Source organism: Sphingomonas sp. CFBP 13706 (genome assembly GCF_014842355.1).
Taxonomy (GTDB): Bacteria; Pseudomonadota; Alphaproteobacteria; order Sphingomonadales; family Sphingomonadaceae; genus Sphingomonas; species Sphingomonas aerolata.
Map to the genome: position 1 here is coordinate 350,807 of NZ_JACYVM010000003.1, position 15,249 is coordinate 366,055.

The 15,249-nt window shown below is 68.1% G+C and carries 9 protein-coding genes; 2 read left to right on the top strand and 7 right to left on the bottom strand.

Annotation, left to right across the window (positions count from 1 at the left end; all coding sequences use genetic code 11):
- Positions 1-2 precede the first annotated feature (2 nt).
- Positions 3-1,706: a heparinase II/III family protein gene (locus IFS44_RS08315; protein ID WP_192098215.1), complete on the top strand. Its 1,704-nt coding sequence runs from the start codon at positions 3-5 to the stop codon at positions 1,704-1,706.
- A gap of 253 nt (positions 1,707-1,959) precedes the next feature.
- On the top strand, positions 1,960-3,522 hold the full coding sequence (gene purH, locus IFS44_RS08320) for a bifunctional phosphoribosylaminoimidazolecarboxamide formyltransferase/IMP cyclohydrolase (RefSeq protein WP_192098125.1): 1,563 nt from the start codon (positions 1,960-1,962) through the stop codon (positions 3,520-3,522).
- Between the two features lie 33 nt (positions 3,523-3,555).
- Here the strand turns inward: purH and IFS44_RS08325 are convergent, their stop codons facing one another.
- The 7 genes from IFS44_RS08325 to xylA all read right to left on the bottom strand — a co-directional run bounded on the left by IFS44_RS08325 (position 3,556) and on the right by xylA (position 15,241).
- Entirely contained in the window at positions 3,556-5,073 is a 1,518-nt protein-coding gene (locus tag IFS44_RS08325; protein ID WP_107931126.1) for a lipopolysaccharide biosynthesis protein, read from the bottom strand.
- Between the two features lie 118 nt (positions 5,074-5,191).
- On the bottom strand, positions 5,192-7,966 hold the full coding sequence (gene polA / locus IFS44_RS08330; RefSeq protein WP_192098126.1) for a DNA polymerase I: 2,775 nt from the start codon (positions 7,964-7,966) through the stop codon (positions 5,192-5,194).
- 78 nt (positions 7,967-8,044) lie between these two features.
- Positions 8,045-9,154: a serine hydrolase gene (locus IFS44_RS08335; protein WP_192098127.1), complete on the bottom strand. Its 1,110-nt coding sequence runs from the start codon at positions 9,152-9,154 to the stop codon at positions 8,045-8,047.
- Between the two features lie 116 nt (positions 9,155-9,270).
- A complete protein-coding gene (gene nadB, locus IFS44_RS08340) occupies positions 9,271-10,848 on the bottom strand; it encodes an L-aspartate oxidase (protein ID WP_192098128.1) in 1,578 nt (525 codons plus the stop codon).
- Positions 10,849-10,950: 102 nt separating this feature from the next.
- Entirely contained in the window at positions 10,951-12,231 is a 1,281-nt protein-coding gene (locus tag IFS44_RS08345) for an MFS transporter (protein WP_192098129.1), read from the bottom strand.
- A 53-nt stretch (positions 12,232-12,284) separates the two neighbouring features.
- Positions 12,285-13,535, bottom strand: a complete 1,251-nt coding sequence (locus IFS44_RS08350) for an arsenic transporter (RefSeq protein WP_342366379.1) — start codon at positions 13,533-13,535, stop codon at positions 12,285-12,287.
- Between the two features lie 398 nt (positions 13,536-13,933).
- Positions 13,934-15,241: a xylose isomerase gene (xylA, locus tag IFS44_RS08355; RefSeq protein ID WP_056406591.1), complete on the bottom strand. Its 1,308-nt coding sequence runs from the start codon at positions 15,239-15,241 to the stop codon at positions 13,934-13,936.
- Positions 15,242-15,249 lie beyond the last annotated feature (8 nt).

The following is a 15,249-nucleotide window of genomic DNA, read 5'->3' on the forward strand; positions in this document are numbered from 1 at the left end:
CAATGCTCGACGGTATCGACGAAGGACGTCGCCTGATCCGGCTCGGCGGCGACAACGGGCTGTCGCTCGCCGACCGGCTGGCGGAGCGCTTTCACCGCCTGACCTGGCGTACGCCGCTCCACGCCTTGCGGCTCAAGGGGCGCTATCCGCTCAAGCTGATCGCAGTCCCCGAGGATCCGGTGCTCGGTGACATCCCGCGGGGCACGATGCTGCTCGAGGGCCTCCTGTCGTTCCGTGGCGAGGTGCGCGATATCGAGACGCTCGATCTGGCAAAGCCGTTGCCCGGTCCCTTTGCCGACTATTTCCACAGCTTTGCCTGGCTGCGCGACCTGTCGACCGTCGCAACCCGCGCGCGCGGGGCACCGATCGCCGAATATCTGATGGGGCTGTGGCTGACCGCCTATGCCGACACGCCGGGCGGGATCGCGTGGCGGCCGGACCTCTGGGGCAGGCGGATCCTGTTCTGGACCGCGCATGCGCCGCTGATCCTGTCGTCGTTTGACCTAGTCTACCGCTCGAAGGTGCTGAACGCGCTCGCGCGGGGCGCGCTGCACCTCGATCGAAGCGCGGACAAGGTGCCCGCAGGCGCACCGCGGATCGCGGCATGGTGCGGCGTCGTCGCCGCCGGGCTGCTGATCCCGGGCGGTGACCCGCGCCGCGCGTTCGGTGAGGCCGGGCTGCTGCGCGCGCTCGGCACCGGATTGTCCGACGATGGCGGTTCGGTCTCGCGCAGCCCGGCGATGCTGCTCGATTCGATCCAGCTCCTGACGCTGCTCCAGGACAGCTACCTGGCGCGCAACCTGGCCTTGCCCGAACCCGTCGCGACGACGCTCACCAGGATGGTCGCGGCACTGCTCGGCGTGACGCATGGCGATCTTGGGCTGTCGAGCTGGCAGGGCGGGGGCCCCGCAAGCGAGACCCAGGTCGCCGCAGTGATCGAGGCGAGCGGCGTCCGGACCCGGCCGCTCCGCCAGGCGCGCGACTGGGGCTATCAGCGGCTGGCGGCGGCCTCCTCGGTGCTGATCGTCGATGCCGCGCCGCCACCCGTCGCACGGCTGGTCGAGGGAGGGTGCGCCTCGACGCTCGCGTTCGAATTTTCCGATGGCCCGGCGCGGCTTGTCGTCAATTGCGGCGGCGCGCGAGCGGGAATCGCGCAATTGCCGCCGGCAATGGTCGAGGGCTTGCGGTCGACCGCGGCGCATTCGACGCTGACGATCGCCGACAGCAACTCGACTGCGATCCATGCCGACGGGACGCTCGGCCGCGGTGTCGCCGAAGTCGAGCTGAGCCGGCAGGAATCGGAGGCGGCGAGCCGGATCGAGGCGAGCCATGACGGCTATGTCCGGCGCTGGGGCTTTGTGCACCGCCGCCAGCTGATGCTGACCGGCGACGGCCGTGAATTACGGGGCGAAGACGCGCTGTTGCCCAAGGGCAGCAAGCGGCGCCTGGGCCTTTCGCTGTTCGCGATCCGCTTCCATCTGGGCGCGGGGGTGCAGGTGTCGCCGACCGCGGACGGTCTGGGCGCAATCCTCCGCCTGCCGGGCGGCGCGATCTGGCAGTTCCGCTGCCGCGGCGGCGCGCTGGTGGTCGAGGACAGCGTCTGGATCGACGCGGACGGCCGCCCGGTCGCGACGCAGCAACTGATGATCACCGGCGAGGCCGCGGCCGGCGGCGCGAGCGTGAGCTGGGCACTGAAAAAGGCCTGAGCGCCAAACCGAGAGCGTTTACAATCACCCTCCCCGGCGGAGGCCGGGGTCCAGTTGGAAAGGTGGCGATGACGAAGCGCCGTCTTAGGTTGGCGACGTTCCCCAACTGGACCCCGGCCTCCGCCGGGGAGGTGCTATATTCGTGGCGTGACGCGAGACGGCGACATCTGCTCGCGACCCGCCCCCTGTTCCCCAACCCCAACCGACGCTAAGGCCCGCCGCACGGCGAAACCCGGATCACGAAAGACCTGTCATGACCAGCATCCCGATAAAGCGCGCACTCCTGTCCGTCTCCGACAAGACCGGGATCGTCGATCTCGGCACCGCGCTTGCGAGCCACGGTGTGGAACTGGTGTCGACCGGCGGTACCGCCACCGCGCTGCGTGCGGCAGGGCTGACGGTGCGCGACGTGTCGGAGCTGACCGGCTTTCCCGAGATGATGGACGGCCGCGTCAAGACGCTGCACCCGATGGTCCATGGCGGGCTGCTCGCGGTGCGCGACGATGCGGGGCATGCCGCGTCGATGGAGGAGCACCAGATCGGCGCGATCGACCTCGTCATCGTCAATCTCTACCCGTTCGAGGCGACCGTCGCGAAGGGCGCGGACCGCGACACCGTGATCGAGAATATCGACATTGGCGGTCCCAGCATGGTGCGCTCCGCCGCCAAGAACCACGCCTATGTCGCGATCGTCACCGATCCCGCAGACTATGCGCTGGTCGCGGGCGGCAGCACGACGCTCGACGACCGCAAGCGCCTCGCCGCCAAGGCGTTCGCGACCACCGCCGCCTATGACTCGGCGATCGCGACCTGGTTCGGCACGGTCGATCAGGGCGAGCAGTTTCCGGCCACGCTGCCGATCACGCTCAAGCGCGGCGATGCGCTCCGCTATGGTGAGAACCCGCACCAGTCGGCGGCCTTCTACACCGCGACCGACGGCGTCCGCGGCATCGGCCAGGCGCGCCAGGTGCAGGGCAAGGCGCTGAGCTACAACAATCTCAACGACGCGGACGCCGCGCTCGAGCTCGTCGCCGAGTTCCGTGACGCCGCTCCCTCGGTCGTCATCGTCAAGCATGCCAATCCGTGCGGCGTCGCGACCGCCGCGACGCTCGAGGAGGCCTATGCCGCGGCGTTCGCCTGCGACACCGTGTCGGCGTTCGGCGGGATCATCGCGGTCAACCGCCGTCTCGATGTCGAGACCGCGCGCGCGATCACCGGCATCTTCACCGAAGTCGTCGTCGCACCCGATGCCGATGAGGAGGCGATCGCACTGTTCGCCGCGAAGAAGAATCTGCGTCTGCTTCTGACCGGCGACCTGCCCGATGCGGCGCGCGCAGGGCTCACCGCCAAGTCGATCGCGGGTGGCTGGCTCGTCCAGGGGCGCGACAACGGCACGCCCGGCGAATTGCAGGTGGTGACGAAGCGCCAGCCCACGGCGCAGGAGCTCGCCGACTGCCGCTTCGCGTGGACCGTCGCCAAGCACACCAAGTCGAACGCGATCGTCTATGCCAAGGACGGCAGCACCGCGGGCATCGGTGCGGGGCAGATGAACCGCCTCGAATCCGCGCGCATCGCCGCGTGGAAGGCCAAGGATGCGGCGGACAAGGCGGGCTGGGCGACGCCGCGGACGATCGGCTCGGCGGTTGCCTCCGACGCGTTCTTCCCGTTTGCCGACGGGCTGCTCGCGGCGGTCGAGGCAGGCGCGACCGCGGTGATCCAGCCGGGCGGGTCGATCCGCGACGCCGACGTGATCGCGGCGGCGGACGAGGCGGGGCTGGCGATGGTGTTCACCGGGATGCGCCACTTCCGGCATTGATCGCCAGCGGCCCCCCGGCTTCGGGGGGCCGGATCAGCGGACCGGCGACCCGCTCCGCGGCAGCGTCGCTTCGCTGGGCTTGGGGGTCTTGGCGAACAGGGCGCGGTCGGCGGGCCCGAACGCCCATTTCCACAGGATGAAGAGATAGGTCGCGGCAATAGCCGGCTCGCCGACCGCGAGTTCGACCCATTCGAGCCGCTTAGGCAGCGCGGTAAAGCCCGCGCCCACGACGATCGCGGCAAGCGCCGCCCAGACCAGCGGCCAGCGCCACGGCGAGACGCTCGCGCCGAGCAGGCTTCCGAGCAGCCGCGACTTGATCACCGAGGTCAGCGCGACCGAGATCATGAGCGCGATCGCCGGTCCTGCGGCCTGATAGTTGACCGGATAGCCAAGCCGGCGGATCGCGAAGATCAGCGTGAAGCTGAGGCCGATCTGGAAGGCGAGCATTACCGCCGAGATCATCAGATTGCGGTGCCGCGCGATATAGACGAGCGCGGATTCGCTGACCGCGCCGCTCGAGGCGAGGAATTCGGCGGTCAGCAGGAAGGCGAGCGCGGCGGTGCCAGCGACGAATTGCGGCCCGACCACGCCCATCACGGCCTCGCCGGGGATCGAGCCCATCAGCGCGAGCCCGCCCTGCGCAGCCATGATCCAGAACGCGACCTGACGGACCTGGTTGGCGATCGCCGCGCGGTCGTTGATCGCCAGGCTCTGCGTGATGACGGGGCCGAGGATCGGGTCGAAGCTCGTCTTGAGCTTCTGCGGCAGGCTCGCGACCTGTTGCGCCATATAATAGATGCCGACGACCTTGGGCTCGAACATCACGCCGAGGATGAAGCGGTCGACGTTACGGCTGCCCCATTCGAGGATGTCCGCGCCCGCCAGCGGCACATTGGCACGGGCGAGCGCGTAGAGCGGGCGCAGATGCGGCGACCAGCCGCGCGGCAGCCCGTAGCTGCGCACGAACGGCACGAGGCTGGCGATCAGCGCCGCGGTCATCGACGCGACATAGCTCAGCACGAGCCCGTCGCGGATCGTGAAATAGGAGAAGGCCCAGGCGGCGATCGAGATCGTCCACGGCTCGACCACCGCGCGTGCGGTGACCGCGGCCTTGACGTTCAGTCGATAGGCGAGTGCCGCTAGGCTGACGTCGGACCAGGCGACCGCGACGATGATCAGCGGCAGGAACCGGTCGAGCCCGGTGATCGCCGTATTGGGGTACATGATCTCGGGGAAGGTGAAGAGCACCGCGCTCGCGATCAGCGACGCGACGAACGCCACCGCCATCGCATCCCACACGACATAGGCATGCGGCCGCTCGGTGCTGCTCAGCGCCTGCGCGAGACCGCGCTTGAGGCCGAGCGTCGCCAGCAGCGCGGCGAGTTCGACCACCACGACCGCGATCGCGAACCGGCCGACCAGGTCCGGGCCGTAGATGCGGCCCGCGATGAACAGGAACGGGATGCGCGCGGCGAGGCGGAGGACGAAGCCGGCAATGTTGGTGCGACCGCCCTTGGCGAGCGTGTCGATGTCCTTGGTCGATTCGGTCACGGGCGGGCGCCGCTGGTGCGCCGCGCCGCGGCACGGCCGCGTCGTCGGTCGGAGCAAGCGCTCCGCCGGCAGCGCTTGTGCGAGTCAGCCGGGCGTGGCCGGCTGCCGCCCTGCGCGATCAATGCGCCGCGCCCCAGCTCAGGCCGGTGCCGATCTCGATTCCCAGCGGCACGTCGAGCGACACCGCCGGCTCGGCCGCGGTCGCCATGACGCGTTCGATCACCGGCTTGGCCGCCTCGACATCGCCCTCGGGCAGTTCGAACACGAGTTCGTCGTGGACCTGGAGCAGCATGCGCACGTTCGGCAGCCCGGCCTCGAGCAGCGCAGGGCCCATCCGGACCATCGCGCGCTTGATGATATCCGCGCTCGTCCCCTGGATCGGCGCGTTGATCGCTGCGCGCTCGGCGCCTTGGCGTTCATGCTGGATCTTCGAGCGGATCCGCGGGAAATGCGTCTTGCGGCCGAACAGCGTCGTCGTGAACCCGGTCGCGCGGACGCTTTCGGTGGTGTCGACGATGTAGCTGGAGATGCCGGGGAAGCGATCGAAATAGCGGTCGATCATCGCCTGCGCCTCGTCTGCGGACACATCGAGCCGACCGGCGAGCCCCCAGCGCGAGATGCCGTAGAGGATCGCGAAGTTGATCGTCTTGGCGCGACCGCGCGTGTCGCGGTTGACCTCGCCGAACAGCTCCTGCGCGGTGAGGCTGTGGATGTCGTCGCCGTTCGCGAACGCCTGCTTCAGCGCGGGGACGTTGGCCATGTGCGCGGCCAGCCGCAGCTCGATCTGCGAGTAGTCGGCGGCGAGAATCACGTTCCCGGGCTCCGCCACGAACGCGTCACGGATCTGGCGGCCGATCTCGGTGCGGATCGGGATGTTCTGCAGGTTGGGATCGGTCGACGACAGCCGTCCGGTCTGCGCGCCGGTCAGCGAGTAGGACGTGTGGACGCGACCCGTCGCGGGGTTGATCTGCGCCTGCAACGCGTCGGTATAGGTCGATTTCAGTTTCGACAGCTGGCGCCAGTCGAGCACCTTGCGCGCGATCACCGCGCCGGGCGAATCCTTGTCGGCGGCGATCCGCTCGAGTTCGGTGACGTCGGTCGAATAGACCCCGGACTTGCCCTTGCGGCCGCCCTTGATGCCCATCTTTTCGAACAGCACGTCGCCCAATTGCTTGGGGCTGCCGATCGTGAACGGCGCGCCGGCGAGTGCGTGAATCTCGGTCTCGAGGCTCGCCATCTGGGCGGCGAACTCGGTCGACAGCTTTGACAGTTTCGCCGCGTCGACCTTGATCCCGTGCATCTCCATCTGCGCGATGACGGGGACGAGCGGGCGGTCGACCATCTCGTAGACGCGCGTCGAACCCTCGGCGGGCAGGCGGCGCTTGAACCGCCGCCACAGGCGCAGCGTCACGTCCGCGTCCTCGGCGGCGTAATGGGTCGCGGCCTTGAGGTCGATTTCGTTGAAGCTGCGCTGCGACTTGCCGGTGCCGACCACGTCCTTGAACGCGATGCAGGTGTGCGAGAGGTGCGTCGCGGCGAGCTCGTCCATGCCGTGGCCGTGAAGCCCTGCGTCAAGGTCGAAGCTCATCAGGATCGTGTCGTCGAACGGCGCGATCGTCACGCCACCGGTGGCGGCATAGGCGCGGGCGAGGACGATCATGTCGTATTTGAGATTATGGCCGATCTTGAGGATGCTCGGATCCTCCAGCAGCGGCTTCATCTTCGCCAGCACAATCGCGCGGTCGATCTGGACCGGGTTTTCCGCGAGCAGATCGGTGCCGCCATGCGCGATAGGTACGTAGCAGGCGAGGTTCGGATGCAGCGCCAGGCTGATCCCGACGAGGTCCGCCCGCGTCGCGTCGATCCCGGTCGTCTCGGTGTCGATCGCGATCCCGCCCTGGTGTTTTGCCAAGGTGATCCAGCGGTCGAGCGCCGCCTCGTCGACGACGGTCTCGTAATCGTCATGCTTGCATGGCTCGTCCGCGTCCATGTCCGCGACGACGGTCGACTCGGCGACCGGTGCTTCGGCGACGGCCGACAATTTGGCGATCAGCGACTTGAAGCCGTGATGATCAAGGAACGCGCGCAAGGGGGCGTCGGGGATACCCTTGAGCTCGAGATCCTCGAGCGGCTCGGGCAGCGCGACGTCGCATCGGAGCGTGACCAGCACCTTCGACAGCCGCGCCATCTCGGCATGCTCGATCAGATTGTCGCGCAGCTTGCCCTTCTTCATGCCCTCGGCGGCGGCGAGCACCGATTCGAGATCGCCATGTTCGAGGATCAGCTTAGCAGCGGTCTTCGGGCCGACGCCGGGAACGCCCGGCACATTGTCGACGCTGTCGCCCATCAGCGCGAGCACGTCGCCGAGCTGCGATGGCGTGACGCCGTGGAATTTCTCCGCGACATGCTCCGCACCCAGCCGGCGGTTGTTCATCGTGTCGTACATGTCGAGCCCGGGCTCGATCAGCTGCATCAGGTCCTTGTCCGACGAGACGATCGTGACCGACCAGCCCTGCGCCAGCGCCGCCTTCGAATAACAGGCGATGATGTCGTCGGCCTCGAGCCCCTCGGTCTCGATGCACGGCAGCGAGAAGGCGCGCGTCGCGTCGCGGATCATCGGGAACTGGGGGACGAGATCCTCGGGCGGGGGAGGACGCTGTGCCTTGTACTTGTCGTAGAGATCGTTGCGGAACGTCTTCGACGACTTGTCGAGAATGACCGCCATGTGCGTCGGGCCATCGGCCGCGTGGACCTCGTCCGCGAGCTTCCACAGCATCGTGGTATAGCCGTACACCGCGCCGACCGGCTCGCCATGCTTGTTGGTAAGCGGCGGCAGCCGGTGATAGGCGCGGAAGATATAGCCGGAGCCGTCGACGAGATAGAGATGGGGCATCGCGCGCGGTCTAGCGGATGCGCGCGCGCGGACCAATGGGCGAAGCGTGGTTGTTGGGTATCAGGTGTGAGGAAAATCTCAGACCGACGGGCGGGCGCCACCGGCATGCGCGGCAACCGCCGCGGCGACCGCCTGGATCAGCATCTGGCGTTCGCGGATCGGCCGCAGCGTGTCGCCGATCATCACCGCGATCGCATAGCGCTTGCCGTCGGGTGCGGTGAGAAGTCCGACATCGTTGAAGCCGGCGTTGCGGGGACCGAGATCCTGGCCGGTGCCGGTCTTGTGCGCGATCCGCCACCCCGCGGGCAGCGCGGCGCGCAACCGCGCGCGGCCGGTAACCGACGCGCCCATCGTATCGAGCAGCACCTGGGTCGAGCTGGCGCTGAGCAATTCGCCCCGCGCGAGCCGGGCGAGCGCGTCCGCGATCGCGATCGGCGCGGCGCCATCGGGCGGATTGGCGACATAGGCGTCGAGTGCGGCGGCGCGGATCTGCGGATCGAGCCGTGCGCGGGCGACCGCAAACGCGTTGCCGAGCGCATAGGCGGGTTGCCAGACGAGCCCCGCCGTCCCGCTCTGCAACAGCCGCTCGCCCGGACCGAAGCGGATCTCGCCCAGCTGTTTGCGCAGGATCATGCCGCGCACCGCGCGCGGGCCGCCGACATAGCTCAGCAGCCGGTCGTTCGCGGTATTGTCGCTATGCGTCAGCGCACGCCTGAGCAATTCCCCGACGGTGGTGTGATAGCCATCGCCGGTGACGAGCATCGCGATCGGCTGATGGAACAGCGTCAGATCCTCCGCGCGGACGACGACCGGATCCTCGAGCTTCGCCTTGCCCTGGTCGCGCAGGTCGAGCAGCGTGATCGCGACCCAGAGCTTGCTGACCGATTGCTGCGGCAGGCGCTGGCGCCCGCCGGCCTCGACCGTCCAGCCCTCGTCCACCGCGCGGATCGCGATCCCCGCCTTGCCCGCAAAATCATGGTGCAAGGCGTCGATCGCGGTGACCAGCGGAGCGGGCGCGGCACGGGTGGCGCGTGCGGTGGGCAATGGGACCGGGATCGATACGCTGGCGGTTCCATCGGCCTGCGGCGCGGCGCCGGTCGCCCCGGGGCGTGACGTCGAGCCACAGCCGGACAGCGCGAGCGCGATGCCGCCGGTCACGAAAAGACGCGCGAACCTGCCAATTGCCATGGGTGTCGGATATCCTGCGATAGCGCTACGATCCTGATACGGTCCGGATCGCCGCGATACGCCCCGCGTGCCCGGCTGCGACGAACTGCACGTCCGATGCGCCGGGATGCGGAACGTCAGGGCGTCAGGACCGTATCGACCGCCTCCGGCAGCATCTGCGGATAATCGAGCGTGTAGTGCAGGCCACGGCTTTCGTGACGGTGCAGCGCCGAGCGGACGATCAGTTCGGCGGTCTGGAGCAGGTTGCGCAGCTCGATCAGGTCGGGCGTGACGCGGAAATGCTGGTAATATTCGGCGACCTCCTCGTTCAGCATCGCGATCCGGTGCTGCGCGCGCTCGAGCCTTTTGGTGGTGCGGACGATGCCGACATAATTCCACATGAAGCGGCGGATCTCGGTCCAGGTCTGCTTGATCACCACCTCCTCGTCCGAATCGGTGACGCGGCTTTCGTCCCAGGGGCGGATCGGCGGCGGCGGGGGCAGGCTGTCCCAATCGGCGGCGATGCTGTCCGCCGCGGCCTCGCCGAACACGAAGCATTCGAGCAGCGAGTTGGACGCCAGCCGGTTCGCGCCGTGCAACCCCGATTCGGTGCACTCCCCCGCCGCGTAGAGCCCGGGAAGGTCGGTTTTGCCATGCTCGTCGACGACGATCCCGCCACAGGTGTAATGCTGGGCGGGGACGACGGGGATCGGCTGCGTCGTCATGTCGATCCCGACCGTCAGCAGCTTTTCGTGGATGTTCGGAAAATGATGCCGGATGAAGTCGGGGGGCATGTGGCTGATGTCGAGATGAACGTAATCGAGCCCGTAGCGCTTGATCTCGGCATCGATCGCGCGCGCGACGATATCGCGCGGCGCCAGCTCCATCCGGACGGGATCATAATAGGTCATGAAACGCTTGCCGGTGGTCGGGTTGATCAGCCGCCCGCCTTCGCCGCGCACCGCCTCGGTGATCAGGAAATTCTTGACCTCCAGATTGTAGAGGCAGGTCGGGTGGAACTGCATCATCTCCATGTTCGACACGCGCGCGCCCGCGCGCCAGGCCATCGCGATGCCGTCGCCCGTCGCGCCGCGTGGCGCGGTCGAGAACAGATAGGTGCGGCCCGCACCCCCGGTCGCGAGGATCGTCGCGCGCGCCGTGTAGAGCGCGACGCGACCGGTGCCGCGGTCGACCGCATAGACGCCCCAGACCCGGCCTGCGCCCGAATAGCGCATCTCGTGCCGCCCGGTGGCAAGGTCGATCGCGACCTGGTCGGGGACCAGCGTGATGTTGGGGTGCGCTTCGGCGGCTCTCTGCAGCGCCTCCTGCACCGCCCAGCCGGTCGCGTCGGCGACATGGACGATCCGCCGATGGCTGTGGCCGCCCTCGCGCGTCAGGTGCAGCGCGTTCCCCTCGGTCTCGAACGGCACGCCGAGGAGGGTGAGCCGTTCGATCGCGGCAGGGGCGCCCTCGACCACCATCTCGACGATCCCGCGGTCGTTCAGCCCGGCGCCGGCGACCATCGTGTCCTCGACATGATTCTCGAACGTGTCGCCGGGTTCGAGTACCGCGGCGATCCCGCCCTGTGCCCAAGCGGTCGACCCTTCGTTCAGCGCCCCCTTGGCGAGCACGGTGACGGTGAAACGGTCGGCGAGGGTGAGCGCGGCGGTCAGCCCGGCCGCGCCGGAACCGATGATGAGAATGTCGCTGGTCATGCGGCTCGGGATCCGGGGCAGGGGACAGGGTGATGCGGGGTCCTGCTGTTGCACGAAAGTGAGACCACAGGACAGGGGTGTGTTCGGATCGATCGCCCGGACTTACGCTTGGCCGCCCTTCTTCGTCTCCGGCATCGCAATCATGTAAAGCAGGAACCCGGCCCCCGCGATCGCCGCAAGCGTGAGGAAGTTCGCGCTATAGCCTGCCCAGACGATGATCGATCCCGCCAGCGTCGCCGACAGCGCTGCGCCGAGCCCTTGCGTCGTCGCGACCGCGCCCTGACTGACGTTGAACCGGCCGCTGCCCTCGGTCAGGTCGGCGATCACGACGGGGAACAGGGCACCGAAAATGCCCGCGCCGACGCCGTCCAGTGCCTGCACGCCGACCAGCCAATAGGGGTCGTCGGACAGCGTGTAGAGCGCGCCGCGCGCGGCGAGGAATCCGAAGGCGACGAGGAACAGCGGCTTGGTGCCGAGCCGTTCGGCATGGCGACCAACGAAGATCGCGACGGGCACCATCACGAGCTGTGCTGCGACGATGCACGCGGCGGTCAGCGACGTCGCCTGATCCTTGCCGACGGTGCGCGCGAGCAGCTGGCTGACCGAGGTCAGCATCGCGGCATTCGCCAGATGGAAGAGGAACGCGATCACCGCAAAGGTCATCAGCGGGCGGTTCTCGATCAGCGTCTTCCAGCCGCTCGGCTCGTCGCAGTCGGCATCGGGCTCGCAGTCGAGGCCACGCGCGACGGCGTTGTCGATATCATCGTTGTGGAGCCGCGTCGCGGTGAAGATGCTTGCAACGGTCAGCGCGCCCATCAGCCAGAAGACCACGACCGGTCCGAACGTCCAGGCGAGCACGCCCGCGAGCCCGGCGGACACCGCGTTGCCGGCATGGTTGAACGCCTCGTTACGGCCGACCCGCTTGGCGAACATCTTCGGCCCGACCAGACCGAGCGTGATCGCCGAGATTGCGGGGGCGAAGATCGCGCCCGCGACGGCGGCGACCGACTGGGTGATAGTCACCACGGTGAAGCCCGTGACGAACGGCAGCGATACGCTGGCCAACGTCACCAGCAACGCTGCCACCATGACGATCCGCGGCTTGTTGCGGCTCTTGTCGATCAGGCTGCCGGCGGGCGTCTGCGCGATCAGGCCGACGATCCCGGCGATCGTCAGGACCAGCCCGACCGTCGCCTCGTTCCAGCCATGCGCGGGACCGCGGACCGCGACCAGATAGATGGCGAGATAGGGCCCGAGCCCGTCGCGCACATCGGCAAGGAAGAAGTTCAGTGCGTCGAGCGTGCGTCCCGCCGGCGCATGGCGGTGCGGGGCTTTGCCGCCGGGGGGGTGGCGGGAGGGTAGGGAAGCGGAGAGGGTCGCCATGGTCGGTCCTTGGTCCTGGAAAAGAGGGGGCTGGCAGAGGGGAGCGTCGACGGTCAGCCGATCAGCAGGCGCGTGCCGAGCGCGGCAGCGAGCGCGGGAATCATCGTCACCGCGCCGACCTTCAGGAAGCGCAGGAACGCGACATCAAGGCCTTCGCGGCGGATTGCCTGGAGCCAGAGGATCGTCGCGAGCGACCCGGTGATCGACAGGTTGGGGCCGAGATCGACGCCGATCAGCAGCGCATCGACGACGACGCGCGGCGGCTGCGCCTGCGCGACCGCGGTGCTCGCGATCAGCCCGGCGGGAAGATTGTTGACCAGGTTCGACCCGAAGGCGAGCAGGGTCCCCGCGGTCATCGCCGCGCGCGCCGGATCGGCGGACTCGGCTCGCAGCCACGCCGCGATCTGGCCGATGACGCCGCTGTGATCGAGCGCCTCGACCAGCACGAACAGCCCAGCGACGAGCGGCAGCACACTCCACGACACGTCGCGCACGACCAGGTGGGGTGACATGCGGACCAGCAGGCAGATGGCGAGCGTCGTCGCGACCCCGGCGATGCAGGTCGGCAACCCCAGTTGCACGTCGAACGCCGAGGCCAGCAGCAGTACGACCGCGGTGACGACGATCCCCGCCAGTGCCGCCTTGCCGCCGATGGTCAGCGGCGTGCGCGCGATCTCCGTCTCGCACTGCCCGACGAGCCGCGCCCGCTCGGTCCAGCGGAGCGCGCCATAGGTCACGACGATCGCCGCGACCGATGGCAGCGCGAACGACGCGAACCACTGGCCGAGCGGAGGCATCGTGCCGCCATAGAGCACGAGGTTCGCCGGATTGGAGATGGGCAGCACGAAGCTTGCCGCGTTGGCGATGAGCGCGCAGGCGAACAGCAGCGGCAGCGGATCCGCCTTCGCCTTGCGCGCGGCGGCATAGACGGCGGGCGTGAGCACCACCGCGGTGGCGTCGTTCGACAGGAAGGTCGTGGTGACGATCCCGGTGACGTAGACGAGCGCGAACAGGCGGACGGGCGACCCCCGCGCGCCGCGCGCGGCGGTTGCGGCGATCCAGTCGAACAGGCCCTGCTGGCGCGCGGTCTCGCTGAGCAGCATCATGCCGATCAGGAAGAGATAGACGTCCATGCCCTTGCCGATCGCGGCCAGCCCGGCGGCGACCGGCAACAGACCCAGCGCGAGCAGCGCGACCGCGCCGGCGACCGCCCAGACCGCCTCGGGCAGGCGGAACGGGCGCGCGATCACCCCGGCCGTCGCCGCCGCGCAGATCGCCCAGGTCAGGCCAATCCCGGGTGTCACGCGCAGCGTCCGTCGCATCTTCCGACGCGGCACCGATCCGGCGCGATACGGCAGTTATAATCGCCACAACGACCAGCATAGCCGGCCATCACCCTGGTCCTCGTCATGGTCTTTTCAGACTAGGCGACGTGATCGGGAAGTGTTGTTGCCCTAATGATTGTGTTACGCATCGATCCGGCCCCTGACATGACTTGCGGACAACTGGTGTCAGGCGCGACAACACAGCAGCAGGGGCAAAGGGCCCCGCCGCGATCGTGACAAATCGTTCATGTGGCAATCGGACCCGGATTGACGGGTTTATCGCCTGTTCCCAGCGGCTTGATTGCAGCGGCTGGCCGGAGAGCGGCGGCAAGGCCGGGACCCGTCCGTCAGGACGTGGCCCCGGCGTCGCGGGTCGATCAGAGGAAGCGGTTGATCAGATTTTCGAGGCGTTCCTGCTGGCCCGAAACCGGCTTCGGATCGATGTCGCGCTCGACCGCAAGATCGGCGATGCCGGCCAGATCGAGCCCGCCGATCGTGCTGCCGAAATCACCGTCCCAGCCGGCATAGCGCTTGGCCTTGATCGCATCGACCCGACCATCCTCGATGATCGCGGCAGCGGCGAGCAGCCCCTTCGCGACGACGTCGATGCCGCCGACATGGCCGTAGAACAGGTCGGCCGCGTCCATGCTCTGGCGCCGGACCTTGGCGTCGAAGTTGAAGCCGCCGGTGGTGAAGCCGCCGCCGCGCAGGATCTCGACCATCGCCAGCGTCAGTTCCTCGACCGAATTGGGGAACTGGTCGGTATCCCAGCCATTCTGCGGATCGCCGCGATTGGCGTCGATCGAACCGAAGATGCCGAGCGCGTTGGCGGTCGCGATCTCGTGTTCGAAGGTATGCCCCGACAGAGTGGCGTGGTTCGCCTCGATGTTGACGCGCACCTCATTCTCGAGCCCGTAGCGCTTGAGGAAGCCGTACACCGTCGCGGTGTCGAAGTCGTACTGATGCTTGGTCGGCTCGTGCGGCTTGGGTTCGATCAGGATCGTGCCGGTGAAGCCGATCTTGTGCTTGTGCTCGACGACGAGGCTGAGGAAGCGGCCGAAATTGTCGAGTTCGCGCTTCATGTCGGTGTTGAGCAGCGTCTCATAGCCTTCGCGACCGCCCCACAGCACGTAGTTCTGGCCGCCGAGGCGATGCGTCGCCTCGAGCGCGTCGCGGACCTGCAGCGCGGCAAAGGCATAGACTTCGGGATCGGGGTTGGTCGACGCGCCCGCGGCATAGCGCGGATGGCTGAACGCGTTGGCGGTGCCCCAGAGCAGCTTGCGGCCCGACGCGGCCTGGAGCTGTTCGAGATGGTCGACCGCTTCGGCGAAGAAGCGGCGATGCTCGGTCACGTTGGCGGCATCCGCCATGACGTCGACGTCGTGGAAGCAGTAATAGGGCACGTCGAGCTTCTTGAAGAAGTCGAACGCGACCTCGCGCTTGTGCGCCGCGGCGGCCGAATCGTTGGCGCCGGCATGCCAGGGGCGGTTGAACGTACCCCCGCCGAACACGTCCGACCCCGGCCAGCAGAAGGTGTGCCAGAAGCACGCGGCGAAGCGCAGATGCTCCTCCATCGTCTTGCCGAGCACGACCTTGCTCTTGTCGTAATAGCGATAGGCGAGCTCGTTGCTGCTGTCGGGGCCCTCATATTTGATCTGGGGGATATCGGCGAAGAAGTCGGACATCGGGGATT